A 23,252-nucleotide genomic window follows, 5' to 3' on the forward strand; every position below is an offset into this window, starting at 1 on the left:
GGAAGAATGGGTACCTCATCACCCATTCATCACGACAAAGAAGGACCTTCCGCCCATGTCCCGTTCGCTCCGTCTCGCGCCCCTCGCTCTCGCTCTTGTTCTGGCCGCGCTGTGCGCCGCGCAAGGCGTCCACGCCCAGAGCAACGCCGTTGCCCCCACGCCGGCGCAGGTCAGCCCTGAAGTCGACAGGACCTACTCCCAGCTAATGGCCTCGCCCGCGATCCAGAAGCTGCTGGACGCGGTCAAGGCGGATCACGAGCGCGCGGTCGAAGACCTGAAGATGCTGACCGAGATCGAAGCGCCTCCATTCAAGGAACAGAAGCGGGCCGAGGCCTTCCTCGCACGCATGAAGGCCCTGGGCCTCACCGACGCGAAGATCGATGCCGAAGGCAACGTGGTCGGCCTGCGCAAGGGCGTGGGCAACGGCCCTAAGCTGTTGATCTCCGCGCACCTGGACACGGTCTTTCCCGCCGGCACCGATGTGAAGGTGAAGGAGCGCGACGGCCGGCTCCATGCGCCGGGCATCGGGGACGACACGCGCGGGCTCACGGTGCTGCTGTCGTGGCTCAAGGTGCTCAACGACAACAAGGTGCAGACGGCGGGCGACCTCCTGATCGTCGGCAACGTCGGCGAGGAAGAGTTGGGCAACCTGCGCGGCATCAAGGCGATCTTTCGCGACCACCTCGACATCGACGGGATGGTCGGACTGGAGCCCTCGCCTGACGGTCACGTGCTGGTGCTCGGCACCGCGAGCCATCGCTACGAGGTCACCTTCAAGGGACCGGGCGGCCACAGCTTCGGCGCGTTCGGCCAGGTGCCCAGCGCGATCCACGGCATGGGCCGCGCGATCGCCAAGATCGCCGACGTGCGCACGCCGAGCTTCCCCAAGACCACCTTCACCGTCGGCACGGTGGGCGGTGGCACCTCGGTCAACACCATCGCGCCCGATGCGCGCATGGCGATCGACATCCGCTCGGACGACATGGCCTCGCTGCTGGAGACCGAGAAGAAAATCCTCGCGGCCATCGACGAAGCGGTGGTCGAGGAGAACAAGCGCTGGAACGTGACGACGCTGAGCGCGAGCCACAAGCTGATCGGCGACCGGCCCGGCGGCCGCACCCCGACCGACTCGGTGATCGTGGAGGCAGCCACGCGCTCGAACACAGCCTTCGGCCAGAAAACGCTGCTGCGCGGCGGCAGCACCGATGCCAACGTGCCGATCTCGCTGGGCATCCCGGCCATCATCATCGGGGGCGGCGGCAAGTCCTCCGGCTCCCATGCGCTGAGCGAGTCGATCGACGTGACAGATGCATGGAAAGGCGCGCAGAATTCGCTGGTGACGGTGCTCGGCCTCGTCGGCGTGCAAGGGGTGACCCCCGCATTGCTGCCCAAACGCCCGGCACGCATCAAGTAATTTGTCACGTTGCAAGTTCGAAAAGTGGGGCTCCACTTACGGCTTGCGGTCCGTCGCACGGAAAATGCGTCGGTTCTGTCACACACCAAGGAAACGCCATGGGATTGCTCGATTCAGTACTCGGTCAAGTGCTCGGAGGCGCTGGCCAACAGCAGCAACCACAAGGCGGAGGCATCGGGGGATTGGGAGATCTCGGCGGCCTGGCTGGCGCACTGGGTGGCCTGCTCGCCAACAACGGCGGTCAAGGCGGCCTGGGCGGTCTGGTTTCCAAGTTCGAGCAGGCCGGCATGGGCGATGTCATCGGCTCGTGGATCGGCAAGGGAGACAACCAGCCGGTATCGGGCGACCAGCTGCAAAACGCACTCGGTGGCGACACCATCGCGAACATTGCAGCCAAGCTCGGCATCAACGCGCAAACGCTGCTGCCCATGCTCGCCACCATGCTGCCGGCGCTCATCGACCAGCTCACGCCCCGTGGCAAGGTGCCGGACCAAGGTCTCGGCAACCACGACGATCTGCTGGGTTCGCTCAGCGGCTTGCTGCAAGGCAAGCAGTCCTGAACGAGGCCTGCCTCATCAAGATTTCCGGCGCCCGCGAGGGCGCTTTTTTTTTGGCTGGCGCCAAGGCAACGAATCCCGTAGAACCCTCGCCATGAACCGCAACCTCTGGCTCCTGGCCATCTGTCAGGGCCTCTTTCTGACCAACAACGTCACCTTCATCGCCATCAACGGGTTGGTGGGCCTCGGCATCGCGCCGCGCGGCTGGATGGCGACGCTGCCGGTGATGGGCTATGTGGTCGGCGGTGCGCTCACCACCGGGCTGGTGGCGCGCACGCAGCAGCGCTTCGGCCGCCGCGGGTCGTTCCAGATCGGACTGGCCGTGGCACTGTGTTCGGCGCTGCTGTGCGCGTATGCCGCGATGACGAAGAACTTCTGGCTGCTGTGCTTCGCAACGGTGGTAGCCGGCTACTACAACGCCAACGCCAATCTCTACCGTTTTGCAGCCGCCGAGCTTGCGGCGCCGGAATGGCGCGAGAAGGCGGTGTCGCTGGTGATGGCCGGTGGGCTGATCGGCGCGGTGGCGGGCCCCAACCTGGCCTCCGCCACGCGCGAGCTCTTCGCCGTGCCTTTCGCCGGCGCCTACATTGCGCTCGCGGCGGTGGCGCTGCTCTCGATGGCGGTGATGCGCTTCATCGACTTCCCCGCCCCGCTCACCCGCCAGCAGGCTCTGGGCGGACGGCCACTCTCCGAAATCATGCGGCAGCCGGTGTTCATCGTGGCCGCGGCCGCGGGCGCGCTCGGCTTCGGCGTGATGAACCTGCTGATGGCCGCCACGCCGATCGCGATGCAGATCTGCAGCCTGCCGTTTTCCGACGCCGCGCTGGTGCTCGAATGGCATGTGATCGGCATGTTCGCGCCGGGCTTCTTCACCGGCCACCTGATCCGCCGCTTCGGCGCGCTGCCGGTGATGGGCGTGGGGCTTGCGCTCAACTTCGGCTGCATCGCCGTCGCCCTGTCGGGGGTCGAGCTGCACCACTTCCTCGTGGCGCTGTGCCTGCTGGGCGTGGGCTGGAATTTTTTGTTCACCGGGAGCACAACGCTTTCGCTCACCGCCTACACGGCCGAGGAGCGTGACCGGGCCCAGGGCGCGCTCAACTTCTGCGTGTTCGCGACGCTGGCGCTGACCTCGTTCGCCTCGGGCGTGCTGGTCACGACGCAAGGCTGGCAGCTGTTGAACTACGGTTCGCTGGTGCCGGTGGTGCTCACGGGCGCGGCGCTGCTGTGGCTGGCGCAGAGGCGGCGGCGCTCAGCCGCGGTTTGACGCGTTCGACCCGTTCGCCGGGAACCGCTTGTCGAGCCAGCGCTGCAGCGCGGCGAACACGGGCTCGGCGTCCAGCTCGTTGAATATCTCGTGGTACAGGGTCTCGAAGCACTGCGCTTCGACCTTGCCGCTGGGCGCGGCGGCCGCTGCGAATGCACGGCTCGCCTCGGGCCTCACGAGCCGGTCGTCGCCCGCATAGATCAGCAACGTGGAGACGGGCCATCGCGCCGCCGCCTGCTGCACCGTGGCGCCTTCGTAGGCGAGAAAACGCGCGAGCCGGCTGCCGATGCGATCGTGCGTGAGCGGATCGTCGCGGTAAGCCTGCACGACAGCGCGATCGTGCGAAAGAAAGTTGTCGTCGAGGCCATTGCCCACGCGCAGGTTCGGCGCGATGCGCGGCAGCACCGCGAGCAGCGCCTTCTGGAACCCGCTCAGGCCCGGATCGAGCCCCGGCGACGAGAGCACCAAGCCATCGACAGGCCGCACGCCGCGCGCCACCAGGCTCGCCGCGACCAGTCCACCGAGGCTGTGTCCCAGCAGCACGATCGGCACCCCGGGGGTTTCGCGGCGCGCATCGTCGATCACCAGCGCAAGGTCGTCGACCAGCCGCAGCTCGCTCGGCAGCCCGCCGCGCACGCCGGTCGATTCGCCATGGCCGAAATGGTCGTGCGCCCAGACCGCGAAGCCCCATTCATGCAGCCGCTTCGCGAGCCCGTGATAGCGCCCCGCATGCTCGCCGAGGCCGTGCACCACGACGATCACCGCGCGCGGCGTTCCGGCAACGGGCAGCCGGCGCAGCGCCAGCGTCTCGCCATCCGGCGTGGACAGCGGCACACGCTGCGGCAACGGCAGCGCGTCGCTCAAGCGCTCACCGGCTCCGCAGCGGCGGCGCGGTGCGCGACCGGCAGGGCGGCGATCACTTCGGCCACGGCGGCCGTCAGCTTCTTGGCGTAGGGCACATGCAGGAACTCGTTGGGCCCGTGGGCATTGCTCCTCGGGCCGAGCACGCCGCAGACCATCATCTGCGCCTTGGGGAAGCCGGCGCTCAGCATGTTCATCAACGGGATCGTGCCGCCCTGGCCGATGTAGCCGCAGGACGCGCCGAAGTGCGCCCGCGAGGCCTTGTTGAGCGCGTCCTCGAACCACGGCGTGATCGTCGGCGCGTTCCAGCCCGTGGCGCCGCCGTTGCTCTCGAAGGTGACGCGCGCCTGGTAGGGCGCGTTGTCTTCGAGCAGCTTCTTGAGGTTCTGCACCGCCTCGGCCGCATCGACCAGCGGCGGGAGGCGGAGCGAGAGCTTGAAGGCGGTGTAGGGGCGCAGCACGTTGCCCGCGTCCTTCAGCGCCGGAAAGCCTTCGGCACCGGTGACCGACAGCGTGGGCTTCCAGGTGCGGTTGAGCAGCGCCTCCACCGGGTCGGTGGTGGTGGGCAGCGCGAACATCGTCGAGCCGCCGCAGTCGTAGTGCGCCCACGGAAAGCGCTTGTAGACCTCTTCGCCAAGGATCGCGGCGGTGGCCTTGGCCTGCGCGAGGCGGTCGGCCGGCACTTCGCAGTGGAAGCTCGCGGGCAGCAGGCGGCCGGTGGCGCTGTCCTCGAGGCGATCAAGCACCTGCCGCATGATGCGGAAGCTCGAGGGCACGAGGCCGGATGCGTCGCCCGAGTGGATGCCTTCGGTCAGCACCTCGACCTTGAGCGTGCCGCTGGCCATGCCGCGCAGCGAGGTGGTGAGCCACAGCTGGTCGTAGTTGCCGGCGCCCGAATCCAGGCAGATCACCAGCTCGACATTGCCCAGGCGCGGACGCAGCGCATCGACATACGGCAGCAGGTCGTAGGAGCCGCTTTCCTCGCAGGTCTCGATCAGGCCGACGATGCGCGGATGCGCCACGCCCTGGGCCTTGAGTGCCTGCAGCGCGGCGACGCTCGCATACACCGCATAGCCGTCGTCAGCGCCGCCGCGGCCGTAGAGCAGGCCGTTCTCGTACTTGGGCGTCCAGGGGCCGAGGTCGTTGCGCCAGCCGGTGAATTCGGGTTGCTTGTCGAGGTGGCCGTACATCAGCACGGTTTCGCCCATGTCGGTACCGGTGGCCGGCACTTCGAAGAACAGCACCGGGGTGCGGCCTTCGAGGCGAACGATCTCCAGCTTCAGGCCTTCGACCTTCTGGGCCTCGACCCAGGCGGCCGCGTTGCGCAGCACGGTCTCCAGGTAGCCATTGGCCGACCAGTCCTTGTCGAAGCCGGGCGACTTGGCCGGAATGGCGATGTAGTCGGTGAGTTGCCTGACGATGTCGCCATCCCACTGGGCGGTGACATCGGAGAGGGCGCGTGTCGCGTCGAGCGTGCCGGCAGGCATTTCGCGGTGCAGGGGGGCATTCATCGGTGGGTTCTCCGCGGGGACGAAAAAACGCATTTTGCGCCTCGCCGCGACCGCGCGTAGAGTGCGGGCGATCTCAACCCGGAGCGCAATGTGAGCAAGGCAACATCGACTCGGAGCAAGACGAACATCAAGGTCGGCATCGGCGGCTGGACCTACGAACCCTGGCGCGACAACTTCTATCCCAAGGGCCTCGCGCAGGCCAAGGAGTTGAACTACGCGAGCCGCCACGTGAGCGCCATCGAGATCAACGGCACCTACTACAGCACCTTCAAGCCCGAGACCTTCCGCAAGTGGCACGACGACACGCCGGAGGACTTCATGTTCTCGATGAAGGCCTCGCGCTTCACCACCAACCGCAAGGTGCTCGCGACCGCGGGCGAATCGATCCAGCGCTTCATCGACAGCGGCGTGAGCGAACTGGGCGACAAGCTCGGGCCGATCGTCTGGCAGTTCATGCCGACCAAGCAGTTCGATGCGGAAGACTTCGAGGCGTTTCTCGAATTGCTGCCGAAGAAGGAAGGCAGCCGCGTGCTGCGCCACGTTATGGACGTGCGGCACGAGAGCTTCATCACACCCGCCTACAAGGCGCTCGCCAAGAAGCACAAGGTCTCGACCGTGTTCACCGACGCGGACAAGTTTCCGTCGTTCGAGGAGCCCGAGGGCGACGTCGCCTATGCGCGGCTCATGATGGCCGACGCGAAGCTCAAGACGGGGTATGGACCGAAGGCGCTCGATACCTGGGCCGAGCGTGCGCAGGGCTGGACCGGATCGCCCAAGAAGCGGGACGTGTTCGTCTACTTCATCAATGGCGCCAAAGAAAGAGCACCGGCCGCGGCCGGTGCTTTGCTGGAGCGCCTGGGGTGGGAGCCCCCCGAGGGGACTTAGGCCGCCGCTTGCAGGGCAGGCTTGGCGCCGAAGCTGATCTCGCCGGAAAGCTGGCCGCCTTCCTCGATCACGATCTTGCCGTAGCGGATCTTGCCGGTGACCTTGCCGGTCGAGTGAATGACGAGCTTCTCGCGCACCGTGAGGTTGCCGTCGAAGACGCCGCGGATTTCGGCGATGTCTATTTCGGCCGAGCCCTTGAATTCGCCTTGCTCGGCGATCTGCATCAGGCGCGAGTCCATGGTCGCTTCGACCAGGCCTTCGACCACGAGCGTGTCGCAATCGGTGATCTCGACGCCCTTCAGCTTGATGTTCGGGCCGACAGTGAGCTTGCTGCCGCCTTCCTTGGCCGCGGGTGCTGCCGCTGCGGCGGCGAGGCCGCCTTGCTGCGCGGTCAACGAGGAGGGATTGACGGGCGTGCCCGACAGATTGGTGCCCGAACCGACCAGCGGTGCGGGGCGGGATGTCAACGAGTCGGTGTCACGATCGCGCTTGCCGAAGAAGGGGGACTGTGTAGCCAATGGGGAGCTCCTCAAGAAAGGGACTATCGTAAGAACGCACTTACGGCTTACCGCACTTCATTGCGCAAGAGGCGTAACCGGATAAAACCACCCGCCTCGACAATGGCGCTCCAGTAGACCCGAAACAACGGAAGATGACGACCCCCTTGCAAAGCACCGCCGCATCCCCCGCCCCTTCGGTCGCTGACCTGGCCGTTGGCGACGCCCGCTTCGGCAAGCCCGACGGAGGCTGGCAGCGCGCGCTGTTCTCGGTGATCTTCGAATCCGAATCGCGCCTGGGCCGCCTGTTCGACCTGATCCTCATCGCCGTGATCGTGACCAGCGTGGCGGTGGTGATCCTCGACAGCGTGCAGGCGATCCACCTGCGCGCGGGCCATGTGTTCGGCGTGCTCGAATGGGTCTTCACCGGCCTCTTCACGCTCGAGTACATCGGGCGCCTCGCCTGCGTGAAGCGCCCCCTGCGCTATGCCACCAGCTTCTACGGCGTGATCGACCTGCTCGCGCTGCTGCCGACTTTTCTCGTCGCGCTCGCACCGGAGTTCGCCTACCTGATCGACGTGCGCATCCTGCGGCTTCTGCGCGTGTTCCGGATCTTCAAGCTGTCGCGTTATTCGGCGGAGTACCGCGCGCTGGTGTCGGCCGTCGCGGCGAGCCGCCGGAAAATCACCGTGTTCGTCGGCTTCGTGATGCTGGTGGTGCTGGTGATGGGCACGCTGATGTACGTGGTCGAAGGCCCGGTGCACGGCTTCACGAGCATTCCGGTCGCGATCTACTGGGCCATCTCGACGATGGCCACCGTGGGCTTCGGCGACCTCGTGCCCAAGACCGACCTGGGACGCGCGATTGCCTCGGTGATGATGCTGCTGGGCTGGGGCGTGCTGGCCGTGCCCACCGGCATCGTGACCGCCGAGATGGCGCGTCGCGGGCCCGACGATGAAGCCGTGCCGCTGACCGGACGCGGCATCCTCGCGATGACGCCGCCGCCTGCCGTACCGCCGCGGCGGCTTACGCCGGCTGCCAGACGACGCGCCCTTGCGCAGCATCGTCGAGGCGGGCGATGAAGGCGTTCGCCTCGGGTTCGGGAAGCGTGAAGGCGAAGTGCACGTCGTCGGCATGCTGCACGGCTTCGAGCACCGCACCGACAGCCGCCAACTCGCGCCGCACCAGTCCTTCGAGCGCATAGGGCACGGCACAACGCAGGCCGCGCTGCCGCACCAGCGGCACGAGCGTGGCGCCGAGCAGAGCCTGCGCGATGGAGTCGGTGTACGCGCGCACCAGGCCACCGGCGCCGAGCTTCACGCCGCCGAAGTAGCGCACCACGGTCGCGAGCGAGCCTTCGATCTGTTGATGGCGCAGCACTTCCAGCATGGGGCGGCCGGCGGTGCCGCCGGGTTCGCCGTCGTCGTTGGCGGCCGATTGGCCGCCGGCCATCAGGGCCCAGCACACATGCGCGGCCGCGGGGTGCTCGGCGCGCAGCGAGGCAACAATGGTCAATGCGGCCGTGCGATCCGCCACCGGCTGCACGCAGCCGATGAACCGGCTCTTCTTGATGATCAGTTCGCTGTGGACCGGCTGCGCCAGCATGAAGCTCATCCGGTGCGCTCCGGCGCGATGCTCAGCCGCCGCGCTCGAACTTGAAGACCGCCGTGCTGGCGCGCGCGTTGGGCAGCCAGCGCACGTCGCGCCCGTCCTGCAGGCCGAAGGCATCGAGCACGCGCAGGTTGTTCTTGCCGGCCAGCACCTCGAAGTCCTTGAAGGTGCCCACGCGGATGTTGGGCGTGTCGTACCACTGGTAGGGCAGGCGGCGCGTCACAGGCATGCGACCGCGTGCCACGCTCAGGCGGTTGGGCCAGTGCGCAAAATTGGGGAAGGCCACGATGCCGATGCGGCCGACGCGCGCGGTTTCGCGCAGCATCACCTCGGCATTGCGCAAGTGCTGCAAGGTGTCGATCTGCAGCACGACGTCGAAGGAGGCGTCGTCGAACATCGCGAGGCCTTCGTCGAGGTTCAGCTGGATCACGTCGACGCCGCGGCGGATGCACTGCAGCACGTTGCCGTCGGCGATCTCCACGCCGTAGCCGGTACAGCCGCGCTCGCGCTGCAAGAGGTCGAGCAGGGCGCCGTCGCCGCAGCCGAGGTCGAGCACGCGCGAACCTTGGGGCACGAGCTGTGCAATCAGTCGTTGATGTTCGAGGTCGCTCATTGCAATTCCTTCGCCACGCGTTCGAAGTACGAGCGCACCACGCCGATGTAGCGCACGTCGTCGAGCAGGAAGGCGTCGTGGCCGTGCGGCGCGTCGATCTCGGCGTAGCTCACGTTGCGGCGGTTGTCCAGCAGCGCCTTCACGAGCTCGCGGCTGCGCGCGGGCGAGAAGCGCCAGTCGGTCTTGAAGCTCACGAGCAGGAACTTGGCCGTGGCCTTTGAGAGCGCGGTGCTGAGTTGGCCGCCGTGGCTGCGCGCGGGGTCGAAGTAATCGAGCGCGCGGGTGATCAGCAGGTAGGTGTTGGCGTCGAAGTACTCGCTGAACTTGTCGCCCTGGTAGCGCAGGTAGCTCTCGATCTGGAACTCGACGTCCTGCGTGGAATAGCGGTAGTCGAGCCCCGCCGCCTCGCCTTCGACGGCGCTGCGCAGGATGCGTCCGAACTTCTCGTTCATCACGTCGTCGCTCAGGTACGTGATGTGGCCGATCATCCGCGCGATGCGCAGGCCCCGCTTGGGGATCACGCCGTGTTCGTAGAAGTGGCCGCCGTGGAAATCGGGGTCGGTCACGATGGCGCGGCGCGCGACTTCGTTGAAGGCGATGTTCTCGGCCGTGAGGTTGGGCGCGCTGGCCACCACCACGGCGTGGCGCACGCGATCGGGATACTGCAGCGTCCACGACAGCGCCTGCATGCCGCCGAGGCTGCCGCCCATCACGGCGGCCAGCGTCCGGATGCCCAAAGCATCGAGCAGCACGGCTTGCGCATCGACCCAGTCTTCGACGGTGACCACCGGGAAGTCGGCGCCATAGACGCGACCGGTGGCGGGGTTGACGTGCATCGGGCCGGTCGAGCCGAAGCAGGAGCCGAGGTTGTTGACGCCGATCACGAAGAAGCGGTCGGTGTCGACCGGCTTGCCGGGGCCGACCATGTTGTCCCACCAGCCCTCGGAACGGGCCTGGCCCTCGTAGACGCCCGCGACGTGGTGCGAGGCGTTCAGCGCATGGCAGACCAGCACCGCGTTGCTGCGGTCGGCATTGAGCGTGCCGTAGGTTTCGTAGGCGAGCGTGTAGTCGCTGATCGATGCGCCGCTGCGCAGGGCCAGCGGGCCTGCGAACTGCATCGACTGCGGACTGACGACCAAAGGAGGGGACGACATGAATGAAAAACCCGGCCTCGCCAAAAACGAGCCGGGTTCCGGTGCCGTCTTTAGCTGAATTTATAAAGCGCCCGCAAGCTGTAGCAAATCGGCGCGGGGGGCAGTATATCGCCCCGTCGAATTACCAGCCGACGATCATCACGATGCCCAGCACCAGGAAGATCGCCGCCGAAATACCGTGCACAAGCTTGATGGGCACGCGTCGCACGATCTTCTCGCCCAGCCACACCACCGGCGCATTGGCCAGCATCATCCCGAGCGTGGTGCCGGTGACGACCCAGAAGTAGTCCTGCGTGAAGCGGGCGGCGAGCATGACGGTGGCGATCTGGGTCTTGTCGCCCATCTCGGCGAGGAAGAAGGCAATCAGCGTGGTGCCGAAAACGCCGAAGTGCGAGGCGCCGGGGGCATCGTCATCGTCGAGCTTGTCGGGAATCAGCATCCAGACGGCCATCGCGATGAAGGAGCCGCCAAGAATCCAGCGCAGCACCTCGGGGCCGAGCCAGCGCGTGATGTAGTTGCCGACGGCGCCCGCCAGGGCATGGTTGACGATGGTGGCGGCAAAGATGCCGAGGACGATGGGCCAGGGTTTCCTGAAACGGGCCGCGAGAAGAAGGGCGAGGAGTTGGGTCTTGTCGCCCATTTCCGCGAGCGCGACGACGCCCGTTGCTACGAGAAAAGCTTCCATGATGAACGTGGGGTTCCTTGGGCCGAAGGACGCAATTGACCGTGCAACACCTTCGGCCATATTCCCGAAGTTGCACGGTCAAAGGTCTCGCCAGGTGTGTTCACTGCACGCGCCATGTCCTGTGTGGGGCAGGACAAGTCTGTTGACGCGGGCCCTTCTCGAAAACGGAAGGCGGCTACTCCCCAATGACGGGGCGGATTCTACCTGTAGCGCCAATCGCCTCATTCCGTTCGGTAAGCGTGCGCTAGCTTTCCAAGGTTTTGACAAGTGCTACTCCAAGAAGCAATTTCTCGCTTGCTTTTTGAATATTTCACCCATAATGCACGAGCCTCCCTCTTCATTTTGGTCGGGGGGTAGTTCGGTGATCGGTCAGTTTCGCGCGACTCGACGGCTCTCGTTTGAGTGATGCTTTCGGGACTCCATCGCTTTTCTTGATGTGTTTATAGGAGTCCCTCGATGGGCAACAAACTGTACGTCGGCAACCTGCCTTACTCGGTGCGCGACGGTGATCTCGAACAGGCATTCGGGCAGTTCGGCGCAGTGACCAGCGCCAAAGTCATGATGGAACGCGACACCGGTCGCTCGAAGGGCTTCGGCTTCGTCGAGATGGGCAGTGACGCCGAAGCGCAAGCTGCCATCAACGGCATGAACGGCCAACCCCTGGGCGGCCGCAGCGTCGTCGTCAACGAAGCACGTCCGATGGAAGCACGTCCCCCGCGCAGCGGTGGTGGCGGCTACGGCGGCGGCGGTGGTGGTTATGGCGGCGGTGGTGGCGGAGGCTACGGCGGCGGCGGTGGTGGTGGCGGCTACGGTGGTGGCGGCGGCGGCGATCGCAGCGGTGGCGGTGGTGGCCGTTCCGGTGGTGGCGGCTACGGCGGCGGTGGTGGCCGCAGCGGTGGCGGCGGCGGTGGTGGTGGTGATGGCGGTTTCCGCAGCCCCTACGGCGCAGGCCCTCGTGGCGGTGGCGGCGGTGGTCGCTCCGGCGGTGGTGGCGGCTACGGCGGCGGTGGCAACAGCGGCTACTGAACCCTGCGCACATAAAGACAAAGGCTCCTTCGGGAGCCTTTTTCATTGAGGAATCGCCGAACCTGGCTTCAGCTTTCGCCGCTGCGCTTCTTGCGCTCGCGGCCTTGCACGGCGCGATCGAGCAGGGCGTTCGGCAGCATGCGCATGATCTTGGCGATCACGCCCATCTGCCACGGAATCACGCGATAGCTCGTTCCGGCCTCGATGGCGCGCAGCGCCTGGTCGGCAAAGTCCTCGGCCTTCATGAGAAAGGGCATGCCGTAGCGGTTGCCCTGCGTGAGCGGCGTGTCGATGTAGCCCGGGCAGAGCGTGACGACCTTGACGCCGCTCTTGTGCAACTCGCCGCGCAGGCTCTCGCAGTAGGCGACGACACCGGCCTTGCTCGCGCAGTAAGCCCCGTGCCCTGGCAGTCCGCGGATGGCCGCGACGCTCGCGATGCCGACCAGCCGCCCGCTGCCGCGCTGCCGCATCGCCGCCACGAACGGATGGAAGGTGGCCATCAAGCCGACGTTGTTGGTCGCGAAGGTCCGCGTCATCACCTCGATGTCTTCGCGCTCCGTCGTGTCGATGCCGACGCTGATGCCGGCATTGGCGATCACCACGTCGGGCAGCCCCTGGCGTTCGATGCAGGCAGTGCCGGCGGCCACGATGCTGTCTGTCTGCGCCACGTCGGCGCTGTAGATCTGAAAACGGCTCGCGTCCAGTTGGCGCCCCGCTGCCCAGGCTTCGATCTCTCCGGTACGCCGTGCAACCAGCGCCAGGCGATAGCCCGCGTCGTAGAAACTCACCGCCAGCGCCTGGCCGATGCCGCTCGATGCGCCGGTGATGAAGACCAGCGGGGACGACGGAGTGTTCATGCGTGAGGTTTTTTCTTTTCTTCTTCAGCGCGGCTTGCCGCCCGGGGCGGCCGCCGACGGCACCAGCAGCCCGCGCACCCGGCCGGTCAGGTTGGCGACGCCGCTCAGGTTGTCGTAGTCGAGGTTGTCGGCGGTGAACTGGTCGGTGCCGCGGATCAGCGTGACCGGCTTGTTCGACGTCACCCGTTCGGTGTCGAGGAAGGCATGCAGGAATTCGCCGCGGAACTCCAGGCGCGGCGTCGGCTTGCCGTTCGCACCCACCGAAGGATCGCGAATGACGACTGCGTTGCCGAACAACTGGATCTCGCTGCCGTCCGAATTCGAGATCCCTCGATTGGCCGTCGAGCGCGTGGTGTAGCCCTGGGGCGAGACGGAACGCATGTTCACCTCGTCGACCTCGACCGTGTCGGTGTCCGGGTAGTGCCGGCCTTCCTTGCCGTGCAGTTCGCTGCGGAGGTCTCCGTTGGGCAGGAAGTTCTTGATCACGAAGTCGCGCATGAAGTAGTCGGGCTCGTGCGTGGGCGCCGCCTTGGCGGTGGGCTCCAGCAGTTTCGGCGCGTTACGCACCAGCCAGTAGGTGCCGAGCGCCACGGCCGCCGTCAGGATGATCGGCAGGTAGATCGTTGCGCGGTCGAGCACATCGCGCACCCGGCCCCATGCGCTTTTCAATTGGTTCATGGGTTCGGGCCTCGCGCGGCGTCGAGCAGGTGGCGGTACTGGCCGCAGGCCGTGAGCAGCAGGTCGCAGAATTCGCGCGCCGCACCTTCACCGCCGCGCGCCTGGGTGACGTAGCGCGCAATGCCGCGCACCTCGACGTGCGCGTTGGCCGGCGCCGCGGCAAAGCCCACGCGCGTGAGCACCGGCAGGTCGGGCCAGTCGTCGCCGATGGCCGCGGCCTGCGCCCAAGTAAAGCCGAGCTGTTCGAGCATCGCTTCGGCCGCGGGCAATTTGTCTTCGGTGCCGTAGCGCACGTGCTCGATGCCGAGCGCCTCGAGCCGCACGCGCAGCGGCTTGGAATCGCGGCCGGTGATCACGGCCGGCACGATGCCCGCCAGCTTCAGCAGCTTGAGGCCGTAGCCGTCCAGGATGCTGAATCGCTTGAGCGTTTCGCCGTGTTCGGTGAAATAGACGCCGCCGTCGGTCAGCACGCCGTCGATGTCGAAGAAGACGATGCGGACATCCTGAGCGGCAAGCAATGTTTCGGCCTGGAACGCGAGCGGCATCAGATGACTTTCGCGCGCATCAGGTCGTTGATGCTCAGCGCGCCGATCAAGAGGCCCGCCGCGTCGACCACCAGCACGCTGGTGATGCGGTGGTTTTCCATCAGATCGGCCGCCTCGACGGCCAGCGCATCGGCGCGCAGCGTGCGGGGACCCGGATGCATGACATCGGCTGCCGTCAGGGCGCGCAGGTCGGCGCCGGTCTCGACCTTCCGGCGCAGATCGCCGTCGGTGAAGATGCCGATCGCGCGGCCTTCGGCATCGACCACGGCGGTGGCGCCGAGGCCCTTGGAACTCATCTCGCGCATCAGCTCGCTCAAGGTGGCGGTGGGCGCGACGCGGGGCACTTCGGCGTCCGAGCGCATCACGTCGCTCACGTGGGTCAGGAGCTTGCGGCCCAACGCGCCACCGGGGTGCGAACGCGCGAAATCTTCCGACCCGAAGCCGCGCGCATCGAGCAGCGCCACGGCCAGCGCGTCGCCCATCGCCATCTGGGCGGTGGTGCTCGCGGTGGGGGCGAGGTTGAGGGGGCAGGCTTCCTTGGAGACGCCCGCGTCGAGCGTGATGTCGGCATGGCGCCCGAGCGTCGAATCGGCGCGGCCGGTGATGGCGATCAGCGGCACGCCCTGGCGCTTGACCACGGGCAGGATCACGGTCAATTCCTCGACCTCGCCGCTGTTGGAAATCGCCAGCACCAGGTCGACCGCCTTGATCATCCCGAGGTCGCCATGGCTGGCCTCGGCCGGGTGCACGAACATCGCGGGCGTGCCGGTGGAGGCGAGGGTGGCGGCGATCTTGCGGCCGACGTGGCCGCTCTTGCCCATGCCCATCACGACCACGCGGCCGCGCACTTCGAGGATCTTGCGCACCGCGTCGACGAAGCTGGGGCCGACGCGGGTCTTCAGACCGAGGACGGCTTCGGCTTCGATGTCGAAGGTCAGGCGTGCCCGAGCGAGGATGGCTTCGGGGTCGACCACGGGGGCCGGGGCGGGGCGGGAACTCATCGGCCGATTTTACGGGCGGGCCAGAGTCGACTGGCGGGTTGTCCCGGGGAAGCCCGGGGCACGGACATTGCTCTAGCATCGGCGCCCATGTCTTCCTTCGATCTCACGCTGTTGTACCTGCTGGCCGCGGTGATCGGCGTGGTGGTCTGCCGGTCGCTCAAGCTGCCGCCGATGCTGGGCTATCTCTCGGCGGGCGTGTTGATCGGGCCGCATGCGTTCGCATTGACGGGAAGCACAGAGACCGAAGGCATCCGGCACCTGGGCGAATTCGGCGTGGTGTTCCTCATGTTCGTGATCGGGCTGGAGTTCAGCCTGCCCAAGCTGCGGGCGATGCGCAAGCACGTGTTCGGGCTGGGCCTGCTGCAGGTGCTGCTCACCATGGCCCTCGCCACGGCCGGCGCCCTCGTCATCGCCACGCAGCTGCCGCCGGCCTGGCGCCTGGGCTGGCAGACGGCGCTGGCGCTGTCGGGCGCGCTCACCATGAGCAGCACCGCCATCGTGGTCAAGCTGATGGCCGAGCGGCTCGAGCTCGAGAGCGAGCACGGCAGGCGCGTGATGGGCGTGCTGCTGTTCCAGGACTTGGCGGTGGTGCCGCTGCTCGTGCTGATTCCCGCGCTCGGCGCACCGCCCGAGGCGCTGGCCAAGGCGCTCGGCTTCGCATTGTTGAAGGCTACCTTCCTGATCGGCCTCCTGCTCTACGGCGGCCCGCGCGTGATGCGCTGGTGGCTCACGCTCGTCGCGCGGCGACGCAGCGAAGAGCTCTTCATCCTGAACGTGCTGCTGATCACGCTGGGCCTGGCCTGGCTGACCGAGCTGGCCGGCCTCAGCCTCGCGCTGGGCGCCTTCATCGCCGGCATGCTGGTGTCGGAGACCGAATACAAGCACCAGGTCGAGACCGATATCCGCCCGTTCCACGACGTGCTGCTGGGGCTGTTCTTCATCACGGTCGGCATGTCGCTCGACTGGCACATCGTGGTCGACCGCTGGCTGCTGGTGGCCGTGCTGCTGCTGGTGCCGCTGTTCTTCAAGCTGGCGCTGGTGACGCTGCTGGCGCGGGTGCTGGGCGCGACCTCGGGCGTGTCGCTGCGCACCGGTCTTTATCTTGCGCAGGCCGGCGAGTTCGGTTTCGTGCTGCTGACGCTCGCGCAGGACAAGAGCCTCCTGCCGCCCTGGCTCGCGAACCCGGTGCTGGCGTCGATGGTGCTGTCGATGCTCGCGACCCCGTTCATCATCATGTACAGCAACGCCATCGTGCGAAAGCTGGTGGCCAGCGACTGGCTGCAGCAGTCGCTGCAGATGACGAGCATCGCGCGCAAGACCATCAACACCGCCCGGCACGTGATCATCTGCGGCTACGGGCGCTGCGGCCAGAACCTCGCGCGCATCCTGGAGCGCGAGGGCATTCCGTACATGGCGCTCGACCTCGACCCCGATCGCGTGCGCCAGGCCGCCGCCGCCGGCGACTCGGTGGTGTTCGGCGACGCGGCGCGGCTGCAGGCGCTGATGGCCGCGGGCCTCGCCCGCGCCAGCGCGGTGGTCGTCACTTACCTCGATGTGCCCGGCGCGATGAAGGTGCTGGCCAACACCCGCGCCCACGCAGCCCATGTGCCGGTGATCGTGCGCACCCAGGACGACCACGACCTCGAGAAGCTGCAGGCGGCAGGCGCGACCGAGGTGGTGCCCGAGGCCATCGAAGGTTCGCTGATGCTCGCAAGCCATGCGCTCGCATTGGTCGGCGTGCCGATGCGGCGCGTGATCCGCGTGGTGCAGGACCAGCGCGACGCGCGCTACAACCTGCTGCGCGGCTACTTTCACGGCGCCGACGACGACAACGCCGACGAGATCGACCACGAGCGGCTCAACAGCTTCACCCTGACCCCCGGCGCCCGCGCCATCGGCCACACCCTGGAGCAGCTGGCGCTGGACACGCTGGGCGTGCGCGTCGCCACCCTGCGTCGGCAGGACGGCCAAGCCCGCGTGCCTACCGGCGAGACCGTGCTGACCGATGGCGACACGCTGGTGCTGTCAGGCAAACCCACGGCTCTGGCCATCGCGATCGAGCGCCTCCAAAAAGGCTGACGTCCCCTTCAGGAAGACCGAGGAACCGTCCGGCGGGCCTTAGATATCGCACCCGGAGAGGGTAGGCGAAGCGGACGCGAAGTGCCGCGCAGCCTGGGGCCAGCTCCGTGCCCGCGCTAATTCACCAGGGTGGGATTGCGCTTTTCTTCTTCGATGCGCTGTTGGCGCCGCACCGCTTCGCACTGTGCGTGCGCCTTGAACTCGGGCTTGAGGCACTGCGTCGCCATGCACTGGGCCTTGGCGATGAAGTTGCGGTCGCCGCACAGGGCCTGCGGTTCGGACGGAGCGGAGGGGGCCGGTGGCGGCGGTGCCGCTGGCGCAGCAGGCGCAGGCGCTTCCGGAGTTGCGGCCTGGGGCGCAGCGGTCGCCTGCTTGCGTGGCTTGGCAGCCGGCTTGGGCGCGGCCACTGGCGCAGCAGCTTCTGCTGCGGGCGCTTCTGCGGCCGGCGCCTCCGACGTCACGGCGGGCTCGGCAGGCGGAGGCTCCGCGGCTGGCGGTGCGGCGACGACCGGCGCCGGTGCGGGCGCAGCAACGGGCGGCGGCGGGATTTCGACCGGCTCGGCCGTCTTGCGGCTGCCATAGCCATACCAGCCCGCAACGACCATCACCACCGCGAGCGCCAGCAGACCCAGCCACAGCGCGAGGCCGCGTCGGCGCAACGGCGGTTCGGGGGGCTCGGGCGGCCGGGGAACCTTGACCCGCGAGCGCTTCCGCTCTGACCGTCCGACAGAAGACGATGCCGACGCGGCCGGCTGGCCGGGCGCCAGGATCACAGTGCGCTCATCCCCCGGCGCAGCAGCGGGTGCCCTGCCGAAAAAGCTGCGTGAGGACGGCGCAGGCTCGGGCAGGTCGAACAGCGGCGCTGGAATCGTCGGAGCCCGCAACTGGGCGGGCGCGGTGGTGGCCCATTCGCGGTCGGCCTGGCTGTCCGGGCTGGGGGGAGGAGGAATACGGCTGGCCGTTGCGGACAGCGTCGTGCCACAGCTCTTGCAGAAATTCGCGCTCTCGCGGTTTTCCGTGCTGCAGACCGGACAGATCGAGGCCATGGCTTACTTACTGACTACTCTCGGGATCGAAAACAAGAACTTGCTGCGGGTGCGGCCTGCGGATCTGGGCTCGGGCTGTGCTGGCACCGAAGACGCCTCAGCCTCTCAGGTCACCGCCACACGCTTGGTGCGGTGCGCCATGCGCTTGGCGATCACGGCGCCGAGCGCCATCGCGATCTCCAGCGCCATGTTCGGCTGACGGTTCGACATTTCCGCAAAGCGGATCGCCGTGAGGCGCCAGACGCGTCCCGCGCCGGTCACGACCACGTTGGCCGCGTGCGGTTGGCGCGAGAAGAAAGCACCTTCACCCACCACCGAACCCGGCGAGAGCACGGCGAGGCGCATCTGTTCCTTGCTGCTGACGCGGTGCACGCTGATGGCGCCGCTCTCGACGAAGAACACGGAGCGGTCGGGCGTGTTCTGCTCGATGAGCACGTCGCCCACGCCGGTGTCGATGGGCTGCAGGTAACCGGCCACCGTGTCCCATTGCTGGACGGTGAACGTCAACGCAAAAGCGTCGGTGCTCGTGTTTTCCGCGATGGCGCGGCTCAGGTTCTGGATGGACATTTTTTCTTCGACCCCCGCATGTGGGTTGAAGTATCCGCGAAGGCCGCGAGTTTCGGCTACAAGTGTTTACGTTTCGCCGGGCGACGCATCGCCATGTGTCGCTATTTCCCGATACAGAAACGCGAAAAGATGACACCCAGCAGATCGTCGGCGCCGAACTCCCCGGTGATCTCGTTGAGCGCGTTCTGCGCCAGGCGCAGTTCCTCGGCCAACAGATCGAGCAGCTGGGCCTGGGCGGCGAGGTGGCTGGCGGCCAACGCCAGGTGCGTCTCGACCTTGCCCAATGCCTGCACATGGCGCGCCCGTGCGAGGTAGACGCCTTCGGGCACGGACTGCCAGCCGGCCATCGCCAGCAATTGATCGCGCAGGGCCTCGATGCCGAGACCGGTCTTCGCCGACAGCGCGATGCCCCGAGCGGGAGCGGCAGTTGGCGCGGCGTCCTGCTTGTTCCAGACATCGAGCACCGGCACGCTCGCGGGCAGCTTGCCCTGGAGCCCGCGCAGGATCTCGGCATCGGCGGCCGCGTAGTCCGGCTGGGCGGCGCGCGTCAGGTCGTGCAGGAACAGCACGGCATCGGCGCTTTCGATCTGGCCCCAGGCGCGCGCCACGCCGATCTGCTCGACCTCGTCGCTGCTTTCGCGCAGGCCCGCGGTGTCGGCCACGTGAAGCGGCACGCCGTGGATCTGGATCGTCTGCGAGACCACGTCGCGCGTGGTGCCCGCCACCGCACTCACGATGGCCAGTTCGGCGCCGGCCAGGGCGTTGAGCAGCGAACTCTTGCCCGCGTTCGGCTGGCCCGCGATGACGACCTTGATGCCTTCGCGAAGCAGGGCGCCCTGCTTGGCGCGCTGCTGAACGGCGGCGAGTTGCGTCTGCAGCCTGGCGAGTTGCCCTGTGGCATCGGCCTTCTGCAGAAAGTCGATTTCTTCCTCTGGAAAGTCGAGCGTCGCCTCGACCAGCATGCGCAGATGGATCAGCGCATCGCGCAGCGTGTGGATCTCGCGCGAGAAGGCGCCCGACAGCGAGCGCCCGGCGCTGCGTGCGGCCGCCTCGGTGCTGGCGTCGATCAGGTCGGCGATGGCCTCGGCCTGGGCCAGGTCGATCTTGCCGTTGAGAAAGGCACGCTGGCTGAATTCGCCCGGCTCCGCCACGCGCAGGCCGGGCAGGCGCGGGCGTCCGGTGACGGGATCGGCTTCCGCCGCCGCTTCGAGGCAACGCGCCAGCAGCAGTTGCAGCACGACCGTGCCGCCGTGGGCCTGCAGCTCCAGCACGTCTTCGCCGGTAAACGAATTCGGCGAAGGAAAGTGGATCGCCAGCCCGTGATCGACCGGCTCGTCGTCGGCGTCGCGAAACGGCAGGTACGTCGCCTCGCGCGGCTTGAGCGCTCGCCCGCAGATCGCCTCGATCAGCGGCGCCAGCCGCGCGCCGGACACCCGCACGATGCCCACCGCCCCGCGCCCCGAGGCGGTGGCGATGGCGACGATGGGATCGGTGGTGCGGGCGAAGGTCATGGCAAGAGCGCGATTCTTTCAGCAAAAAGGAAAAGGGCCGCGGATGCGGCCCTTTGCGGTCACGGTGGTGGTGCGGCTTACTTGCCCAGCACGCCCAGCCGCTTGTTAATGAACCACTGCTGCGCGATCGACAGCACGTTGTTCGTGATCCAGTACAGCACCAGGCCGGCCGGGAAGAAGATGAACATCACGCTGAACGCGAGCGGCATGATCCACATCAGCTTGGCTTGCATCGGATCGGGCGGCGTCGGGTTGAGCCAGGTCTGGAACAGCGACGTGGCGGTCATCACGACCGGCAGGATGTACCAGGGGTCCGGTGCCGAGAGGTCGGTGATCCAGCCGATCCACGGGGCGTGGCGCATTTCGACCGACGACAGCAGCACCCAGTAGAGGGCGATGAACACCGGGATCTGGATCACGATGGGGAAGCAGCCGCCCATCGGATTGACCTTCTCGGTCTTGTAGATCCGCATCATCTCTTGCTGCATCTCTTGCGGCTTGTCTTTGAGCCGCTCGCGCATTTCCATGATCTTGGGGTTGATGGCCTTCATCTTGGCCATGCTGGCGTAGGCCTTGGCGTTGAGCCAATAGAAGGCCGCCTTCAGCAGCACCACCAGCGCCACGATCGCCCAGCCCCAGTTCCCCAGGAAGCCGTGCAACTGGATCAGCAGCCAATACAGCGGCTTGGAGATGATCGCGAAGATGCCGTAGTCCTTCACCAGGTCCAGGCCCGGGGCGAGGGCTTCGAGCTTCTTTTCTTCCTGGGGACCGGCGAACAGCACGCTGCTCACGGTCTGCGTGGTACCCGGGGCGATCTTCGGCAGCGTGGCCACCATAGCGACGGTGAAGAGGTTGTCGCCCAGGTCCTTCACGCGGAATTCGCGGCGCAGTTGCTCGCTGGCGGGGTCGCCCTTGAGCAGCCAGGCCGACGCGAAGTAGTGCTGCACCATCGCGATCCAGCCGTCGTTGGCGGGCGGCGGCGGTTCGATCTTGCCCTTGGCGATGTCCTTGAAGTCGAGCTTATGGAACTTCTTCTCGTTGGTGTACGCGGCGGGACCGGTGAAGGTGTTGGTGCCGAACATCGTGCCGGCAGCCACCGTGCCGTGGCGCAGCAGTTGCATGTAGAGCTGCGCGTCGCGCGGCTGGTCGCTCACGTTGGCGACTTCGTGGCGCACGCCGATGGCGTAGTCGCCGCGATGGAACACGTAGGTCTTGGTGTACTTAAGGCCGCCGACGGGGGCGCTCTCGAAGCTCACTTCCAGCGTGTTCTGGCCGGCGGCCATTTCGCGCGGGCCGGCCTTCGGCGTCATCGGCGTCAGGTGGTTGGGGAAGCGGTCACCGGTATCGACCGTGTTCAGCAGGCCGGTCTGTGCCACGTAGCGGGTGGCGGGCGAGCCGTTTTCGAACAGCACGACGCGCTTGGTGCGGTCGGCTTCGTCGTACTTCTGCAGCTCGAGGTGGTTGACCGTGCCGCCTTCGCTGTCGATCGTGGCCTTGAACAGGTCGGTGGTCACGACGACCTGCTCGCGCGGCGCGGCGGCCGCAGCCTGCGTGGGCACGGCGCCCGCGTTGCCGCTGGTGCCGGATGCCGTCGGCACGCCGTTGCTGGAGGCAGGCGTGGTGCCGGCCGGGGCGGTGGCGACGGCGGCGGGCTTGCTCGACGGCAGGAAGGTCGGCTTGTTGCCGTTGAAGACCTGCCATTGGTCCCACAGCAACACCAGCGAGAACCCAAAAATCACCCACAGGATCGTGCGGCGGATATCGTTCATGACGAAGACTTCTTGTCGGAGGAGAGAAGAGACGAAAACAGCGAGCCTGACTTGTCAGTGCGACACGGTGATTTCGGTGGAACCGGATCGTGGCCGCCCTGGCACCAGGGCTGGCAGCGCGCGATGCGGTGCAGAGTGAGGTAGCTGCCCTTGAGCGCGCCGTGCACTTCCAGCGCCTCGATCGAATACACCGAGCAGGTCGGCGTGAAGCGGCACGACTGGCCGAGCCAGGGGCTCAGCAGCAGGCGGTAGCCCTTCACGAGGCCGATCAGCAGGCGTTTCATGAGGAGGAGGGGGAAGAAGGTGCAAGTGCCGGTGCGGGCGAACGCGCGGCACGCGCCAGCAACTGCTGGAGTTCGGCGCGCACGGCGCCCTTGAGCTTGTCCGAGGACGCGCTCACGAATTCCTTGCGGTCGAAACCCGCCCGCAGCCGCACCACGTGCGCAGCACGGGGCAGGGCGACGTCGGGTGCGGCGCTCACGGTGTAGATCTGGCGCTTGATGGCATTGCGCGTGACGGCACGGCGCGCCCAGCGCTTGGGCACCATGGCGCCCAGCCAGACATCGTCAGACGCGAACAGCGGAGCCGCGCTCGATGCGAGATCGAGCGCACAGCGATGCAATGCGAAATGAGCAGTGCGCGCCACGGTGGCACCTGCGAGGACGGCCTGGAATTGCGCGCGGGTCTTGAGCCGCTGCATGGAAACCGAGCCTGACACGCCGTGTGCGCTAGCTGAGGGAGCTGGCGCTGGCGGGTCGGCTGCTGGCAACGGCAGGTGGGTTGCCGTCAGACGGCCAGGCGCTTGCGGCCCTTGGCGCGGCGTGCGTTGATGACGGCACGGCCGCCGCGGGTCTTCATGCGGACCAGAAAGCCGTGGGTACGGGCGCGGCGGACTTTGGATGCTTGGTATGTGCGTTTCATGATGGTTCCTGATTCCCTGATTTCCGCATGCGAAAAGCAGCGGGCGCTGGGGAGCGTGTTTCGGATGGCCCCCGAAAGACGCAATGAGGTTTTCAGGGAAACCCGCAATTATCGCAAACATTCGGCCCGGGAACAATCTTCGACTGGATTTGCGGGCCTTTCGCAGCCGTCCACAGCGTGTGGATAAGGTTTTGACAAGT

25 protein-coding genes and 1 riboswitch are annotated in these 23,252 nt (G+C 67.0%); of the genes, 7 read left to right on the forward strand and 18 right to left on the reverse strand.

Annotation, left to right across the window (positions count from 1 at the left end):
- Positions 1-55 precede the first annotated feature (55 nt).
- The 3 genes from VARPA_RS29925 to VARPA_RS29935 all read left to right on the forward strand — a co-directional run bounded on the left by VARPA_RS29925 (position 56) and on the right by VARPA_RS29935 (position 3,235).
- Entirely contained in the window at positions 56-1,414 is a 1,359-nt protein-coding gene (locus tag VARPA_RS29925) for a M20/M25/M40 family metallo-hydrolase (RefSeq protein ID WP_013544343.1), read from the forward strand.
- A gap of 98 nt (positions 1,415-1,512) precedes the next feature.
- Positions 1,513-1,974, forward strand: a complete 462-nt coding sequence (locus VARPA_RS29930) for a YidB family protein (protein WP_013544344.1) — start codon at positions 1,513-1,515, stop codon at positions 1,972-1,974.
- A gap of 91 nt (positions 1,975-2,065) precedes the next feature.
- Positions 2,066-3,235: an MFS transporter gene (locus VARPA_RS29935; RefSeq protein WP_013544345.1), complete on the forward strand. Its 1,170-nt coding sequence runs from the start codon at positions 2,066-2,068 to the stop codon at positions 3,233-3,235.
- Here the strand turns inward: VARPA_RS29935 and VARPA_RS29940 are convergent.
- Positions 3,221-4,099: an alpha/beta hydrolase gene (locus VARPA_RS29940; protein WP_013544346.1), complete on the reverse strand. Its 879-nt coding sequence runs from the start codon at positions 4,097-4,099 to the stop codon at positions 3,221-3,223. The two genes, VARPA_RS29935 and VARPA_RS29940, sit on opposite strands and share 15 nt — an antisense overlap.
- Positions 4,096-5,607 (reverse strand): M20 family metallopeptidase, encoded by a 1,512-nt coding sequence (locus VARPA_RS29945; RefSeq protein ID WP_041943108.1) that lies wholly within the window; start codon positions 5,605-5,607, stop codon positions 4,096-4,098. Before VARPA_RS29945 ends, VARPA_RS29940 begins: the two co-directional genes overlap by 4 nt.
- 90 nt (positions 5,608-5,697) lie before the next feature.
- Between VARPA_RS29945 and VARPA_RS29950 the strand changes: the two genes are divergently transcribed.
- Positions 5,698-6,492, forward strand: a complete 795-nt coding sequence (locus VARPA_RS29950; RefSeq protein ID WP_013544348.1) for a DUF72 domain-containing protein — start codon at positions 5,698-5,700, stop codon at positions 6,490-6,492.
- Here VARPA_RS29950 and VARPA_RS29955 read toward each other — a convergent pair.
- Positions 6,489-7,010, reverse strand: a complete 522-nt coding sequence (locus VARPA_RS29955) for a bactofilin family protein (protein ID WP_013544349.1) — start codon at positions 7,008-7,010, stop codon at positions 6,489-6,491. The two genes, VARPA_RS29950 and VARPA_RS29955, sit on opposite strands and share 4 nt — an antisense overlap.
- Positions 7,011-7,144: 134 nt before the next feature.
- On the opposite strand from VARPA_RS29955, the gene VARPA_RS29960 reads away from it, so the two are divergent.
- On the forward strand, positions 7,145-8,071 hold the full coding sequence (locus tag VARPA_RS29960) for an ion transporter (protein ID WP_013544350.1): 927 nt from the start codon (positions 7,145-7,147) through the stop codon (positions 8,069-8,071).
- On the opposite strand, the gene VARPA_RS29965 is transcribed toward VARPA_RS29960, so the two are convergent.
- The 4 genes from VARPA_RS29965 to VARPA_RS29980 all read right to left on the reverse strand — a co-directional run bounded on the left by VARPA_RS29965 (position 8,016) and on the right by VARPA_RS29980 (position 11,052).
- On the reverse strand, positions 8,016-8,603 hold the full coding sequence (locus tag VARPA_RS29965) for an IMPACT family protein (RefSeq protein WP_013544351.1): 588 nt from the start codon (positions 8,601-8,603) through the stop codon (positions 8,016-8,018). The two genes, VARPA_RS29960 and VARPA_RS29965, sit on opposite strands and share 56 nt — an antisense overlap.
- A gap of 22 nt (positions 8,604-8,625) precedes the next feature.
- Positions 8,626-9,213 carry a methionine biosynthesis protein MetW gene (gene metW / locus VARPA_RS29970; RefSeq protein ID WP_013544352.1) on the reverse strand — a complete coding sequence of 196 codons (588 nt, stop codon included), beginning with the start codon at positions 9,211-9,213 and terminating at the stop codon, positions 8,626-8,628.
- Entirely contained in the window at positions 9,210-10,367 is a 1,158-nt protein-coding gene (gene metX, locus VARPA_RS29975; protein ID WP_013544353.1) for a homoserine O-succinyltransferase MetX, read from the reverse strand. Before metX ends, metW begins: the two co-directional genes overlap by 4 nt.
- 121 nt (positions 10,368-10,488) lie before the next feature.
- Positions 10,489-11,052: a TMEM165/GDT1 family protein gene (locus tag VARPA_RS29980; RefSeq protein ID WP_013544354.1), complete on the reverse strand. Its 564-nt coding sequence runs from the start codon at positions 11,050-11,052 to the stop codon at positions 10,489-10,491.
- An 18-nt stretch (positions 11,053-11,070) separates the two neighbouring features.
- Positions 11,071-11,248: riboswitch (yybP-ykoY riboswitch) on the reverse strand.
- A gap of 260 nt (positions 11,249-11,508) precedes the next feature.
- Here VARPA_RS29980 and VARPA_RS29985 point away from each other — a divergent pair.
- Positions 11,509-12,078: an RNA recognition motif domain-containing protein gene (locus VARPA_RS29985; RefSeq protein WP_013544355.1), complete on the forward strand. Its 570-nt coding sequence runs from the start codon at positions 11,509-11,511 to the stop codon at positions 12,076-12,078.
- A gap of 68 nt (positions 12,079-12,146) precedes the next feature.
- Here VARPA_RS29985 and VARPA_RS29990 read toward each other — a convergent pair whose 3' ends face one another.
- From VARPA_RS29990 to VARPA_RS30005, 4 genes are read right to left on the reverse strand one after another with little or no spacing between them, the layout of a single operon-like run.
- Positions 12,147-12,935 (reverse strand): SDR family oxidoreductase, encoded by a 789-nt coding sequence (locus VARPA_RS29990; RefSeq protein WP_013544356.1) that lies wholly within the window; start codon positions 12,933-12,935, stop codon positions 12,147-12,149.
- Between the two features lie 24 nt (positions 12,936-12,959).
- The gene (lptC, locus tag VARPA_RS29995; protein WP_013544357.1) at positions 12,960-13,613 is read right to left on the reverse strand and encodes an LPS export ABC transporter periplasmic protein LptC; all 654 of its coding nucleotides are present in this window, start codon (positions 13,611-13,613) and stop codon (positions 12,960-12,962) included.
- Positions 13,610-14,158 carry a KdsC family phosphatase gene (locus VARPA_RS30000; RefSeq protein ID WP_013544358.1) on the reverse strand — a complete coding sequence of 183 codons (549 nt, stop codon included), beginning with the start codon at positions 14,156-14,158 and terminating at the stop codon, positions 13,610-13,612. The genes lptC and VARPA_RS30000 overlap by 4 nt, the downstream gene beginning before the upstream one ends.
- The gene (locus VARPA_RS30005; protein ID WP_013544359.1) at positions 14,158-15,159 is read right to left on the reverse strand and encodes a KpsF/GutQ family sugar-phosphate isomerase; all 1,002 of its coding nucleotides are present in this window, start codon (positions 15,157-15,159) and stop codon (positions 14,158-14,160) included. The genes VARPA_RS30000 and VARPA_RS30005 overlap by 1 nt, the downstream gene beginning before the upstream one ends.
- A gap of 87 nt (positions 15,160-15,246) precedes the next feature.
- On the opposite strand from VARPA_RS30005, the gene VARPA_RS30010 reads away from it, so the two are divergent.
- On the forward strand, positions 15,247-17,238 hold the full coding sequence (locus VARPA_RS30010) for a monovalent cation:proton antiporter family protein (protein ID WP_013544360.1): 1,992 nt from the start codon (positions 15,247-15,249) through the stop codon (positions 17,236-17,238).
- Positions 17,239-17,354: 116 nt separating this feature from the next.
- Here the strand turns inward: VARPA_RS30010 and VARPA_RS30015 are convergent, their stop codons facing one another.
- The 7 genes from VARPA_RS30015 to rpmH all read right to left on the reverse strand — a co-directional run bounded on the left by VARPA_RS30015 (position 17,355) and on the right by rpmH (position 23,052).
- Positions 17,355-18,284: a zinc-ribbon domain-containing protein gene (locus tag VARPA_RS30015; protein WP_013544361.1), complete on the reverse strand. Its 930-nt coding sequence runs from the start codon at positions 18,282-18,284 to the stop codon at positions 17,355-17,357.
- 105 nt (positions 18,285-18,389) lie between these two features.
- Positions 18,390-18,851, reverse strand: a complete 462-nt coding sequence (locus VARPA_RS30020) for a Crp/Fnr family transcriptional regulator (RefSeq protein ID WP_013544362.1) — start codon at positions 18,849-18,851, stop codon at positions 18,390-18,392.
- A 101-nt stretch (positions 18,852-18,952) separates the two neighbouring features.
- On the reverse strand, positions 18,953-20,362 hold the full coding sequence (gene mnmE, locus VARPA_RS30025; protein WP_013544363.1) for a tRNA uridine-5-carboxymethylaminomethyl(34) synthesis GTPase MnmE: 1,410 nt from the start codon (positions 20,360-20,362) through the stop codon (positions 18,953-18,955).
- Between the two features lie 77 nt (positions 20,363-20,439).
- Positions 20,440-22,131: a membrane protein insertase YidC gene (yidC, locus tag VARPA_RS30030; RefSeq protein WP_013544364.1), complete on the reverse strand. Its 1,692-nt coding sequence runs from the start codon at positions 22,129-22,131 to the stop codon at positions 20,440-20,442.
- Positions 22,128-22,415 (reverse strand): membrane protein insertion efficiency factor YidD, encoded by a 288-nt coding sequence (gene yidD / locus VARPA_RS30035; RefSeq protein ID WP_013544365.1) that lies wholly within the window; start codon positions 22,413-22,415, stop codon positions 22,128-22,130. Before yidD ends, yidC begins: the two co-directional genes overlap by 4 nt.
- Entirely contained in the window at positions 22,412-22,831 is a 420-nt protein-coding gene (locus tag VARPA_RS30040; RefSeq protein ID WP_013544366.1) for a ribonuclease P protein component, read from the reverse strand. Before VARPA_RS30040 ends, yidD begins: the two co-directional genes overlap by 4 nt.
- Before the next feature lie 86 nt (positions 22,832-22,917).
- Positions 22,918-23,052 carry a 50S ribosomal protein L34 gene (gene rpmH / locus VARPA_RS30045; RefSeq protein WP_007834827.1) on the reverse strand — a complete coding sequence of 45 codons (135 nt, stop codon included), beginning with the start codon at positions 23,050-23,052 and terminating at the stop codon, positions 22,918-22,920.
- Positions 23,053-23,252: the final 200 nt, after the last annotated feature.

It is taken from the genome of Variovorax paradoxus EPS, assembly GCF_000184745.1.
Lineage (GTDB): Bacteria > Pseudomonadota > Gammaproteobacteria > Burkholderiales > Burkholderiaceae_C > Variovorax > Variovorax paradoxus_C.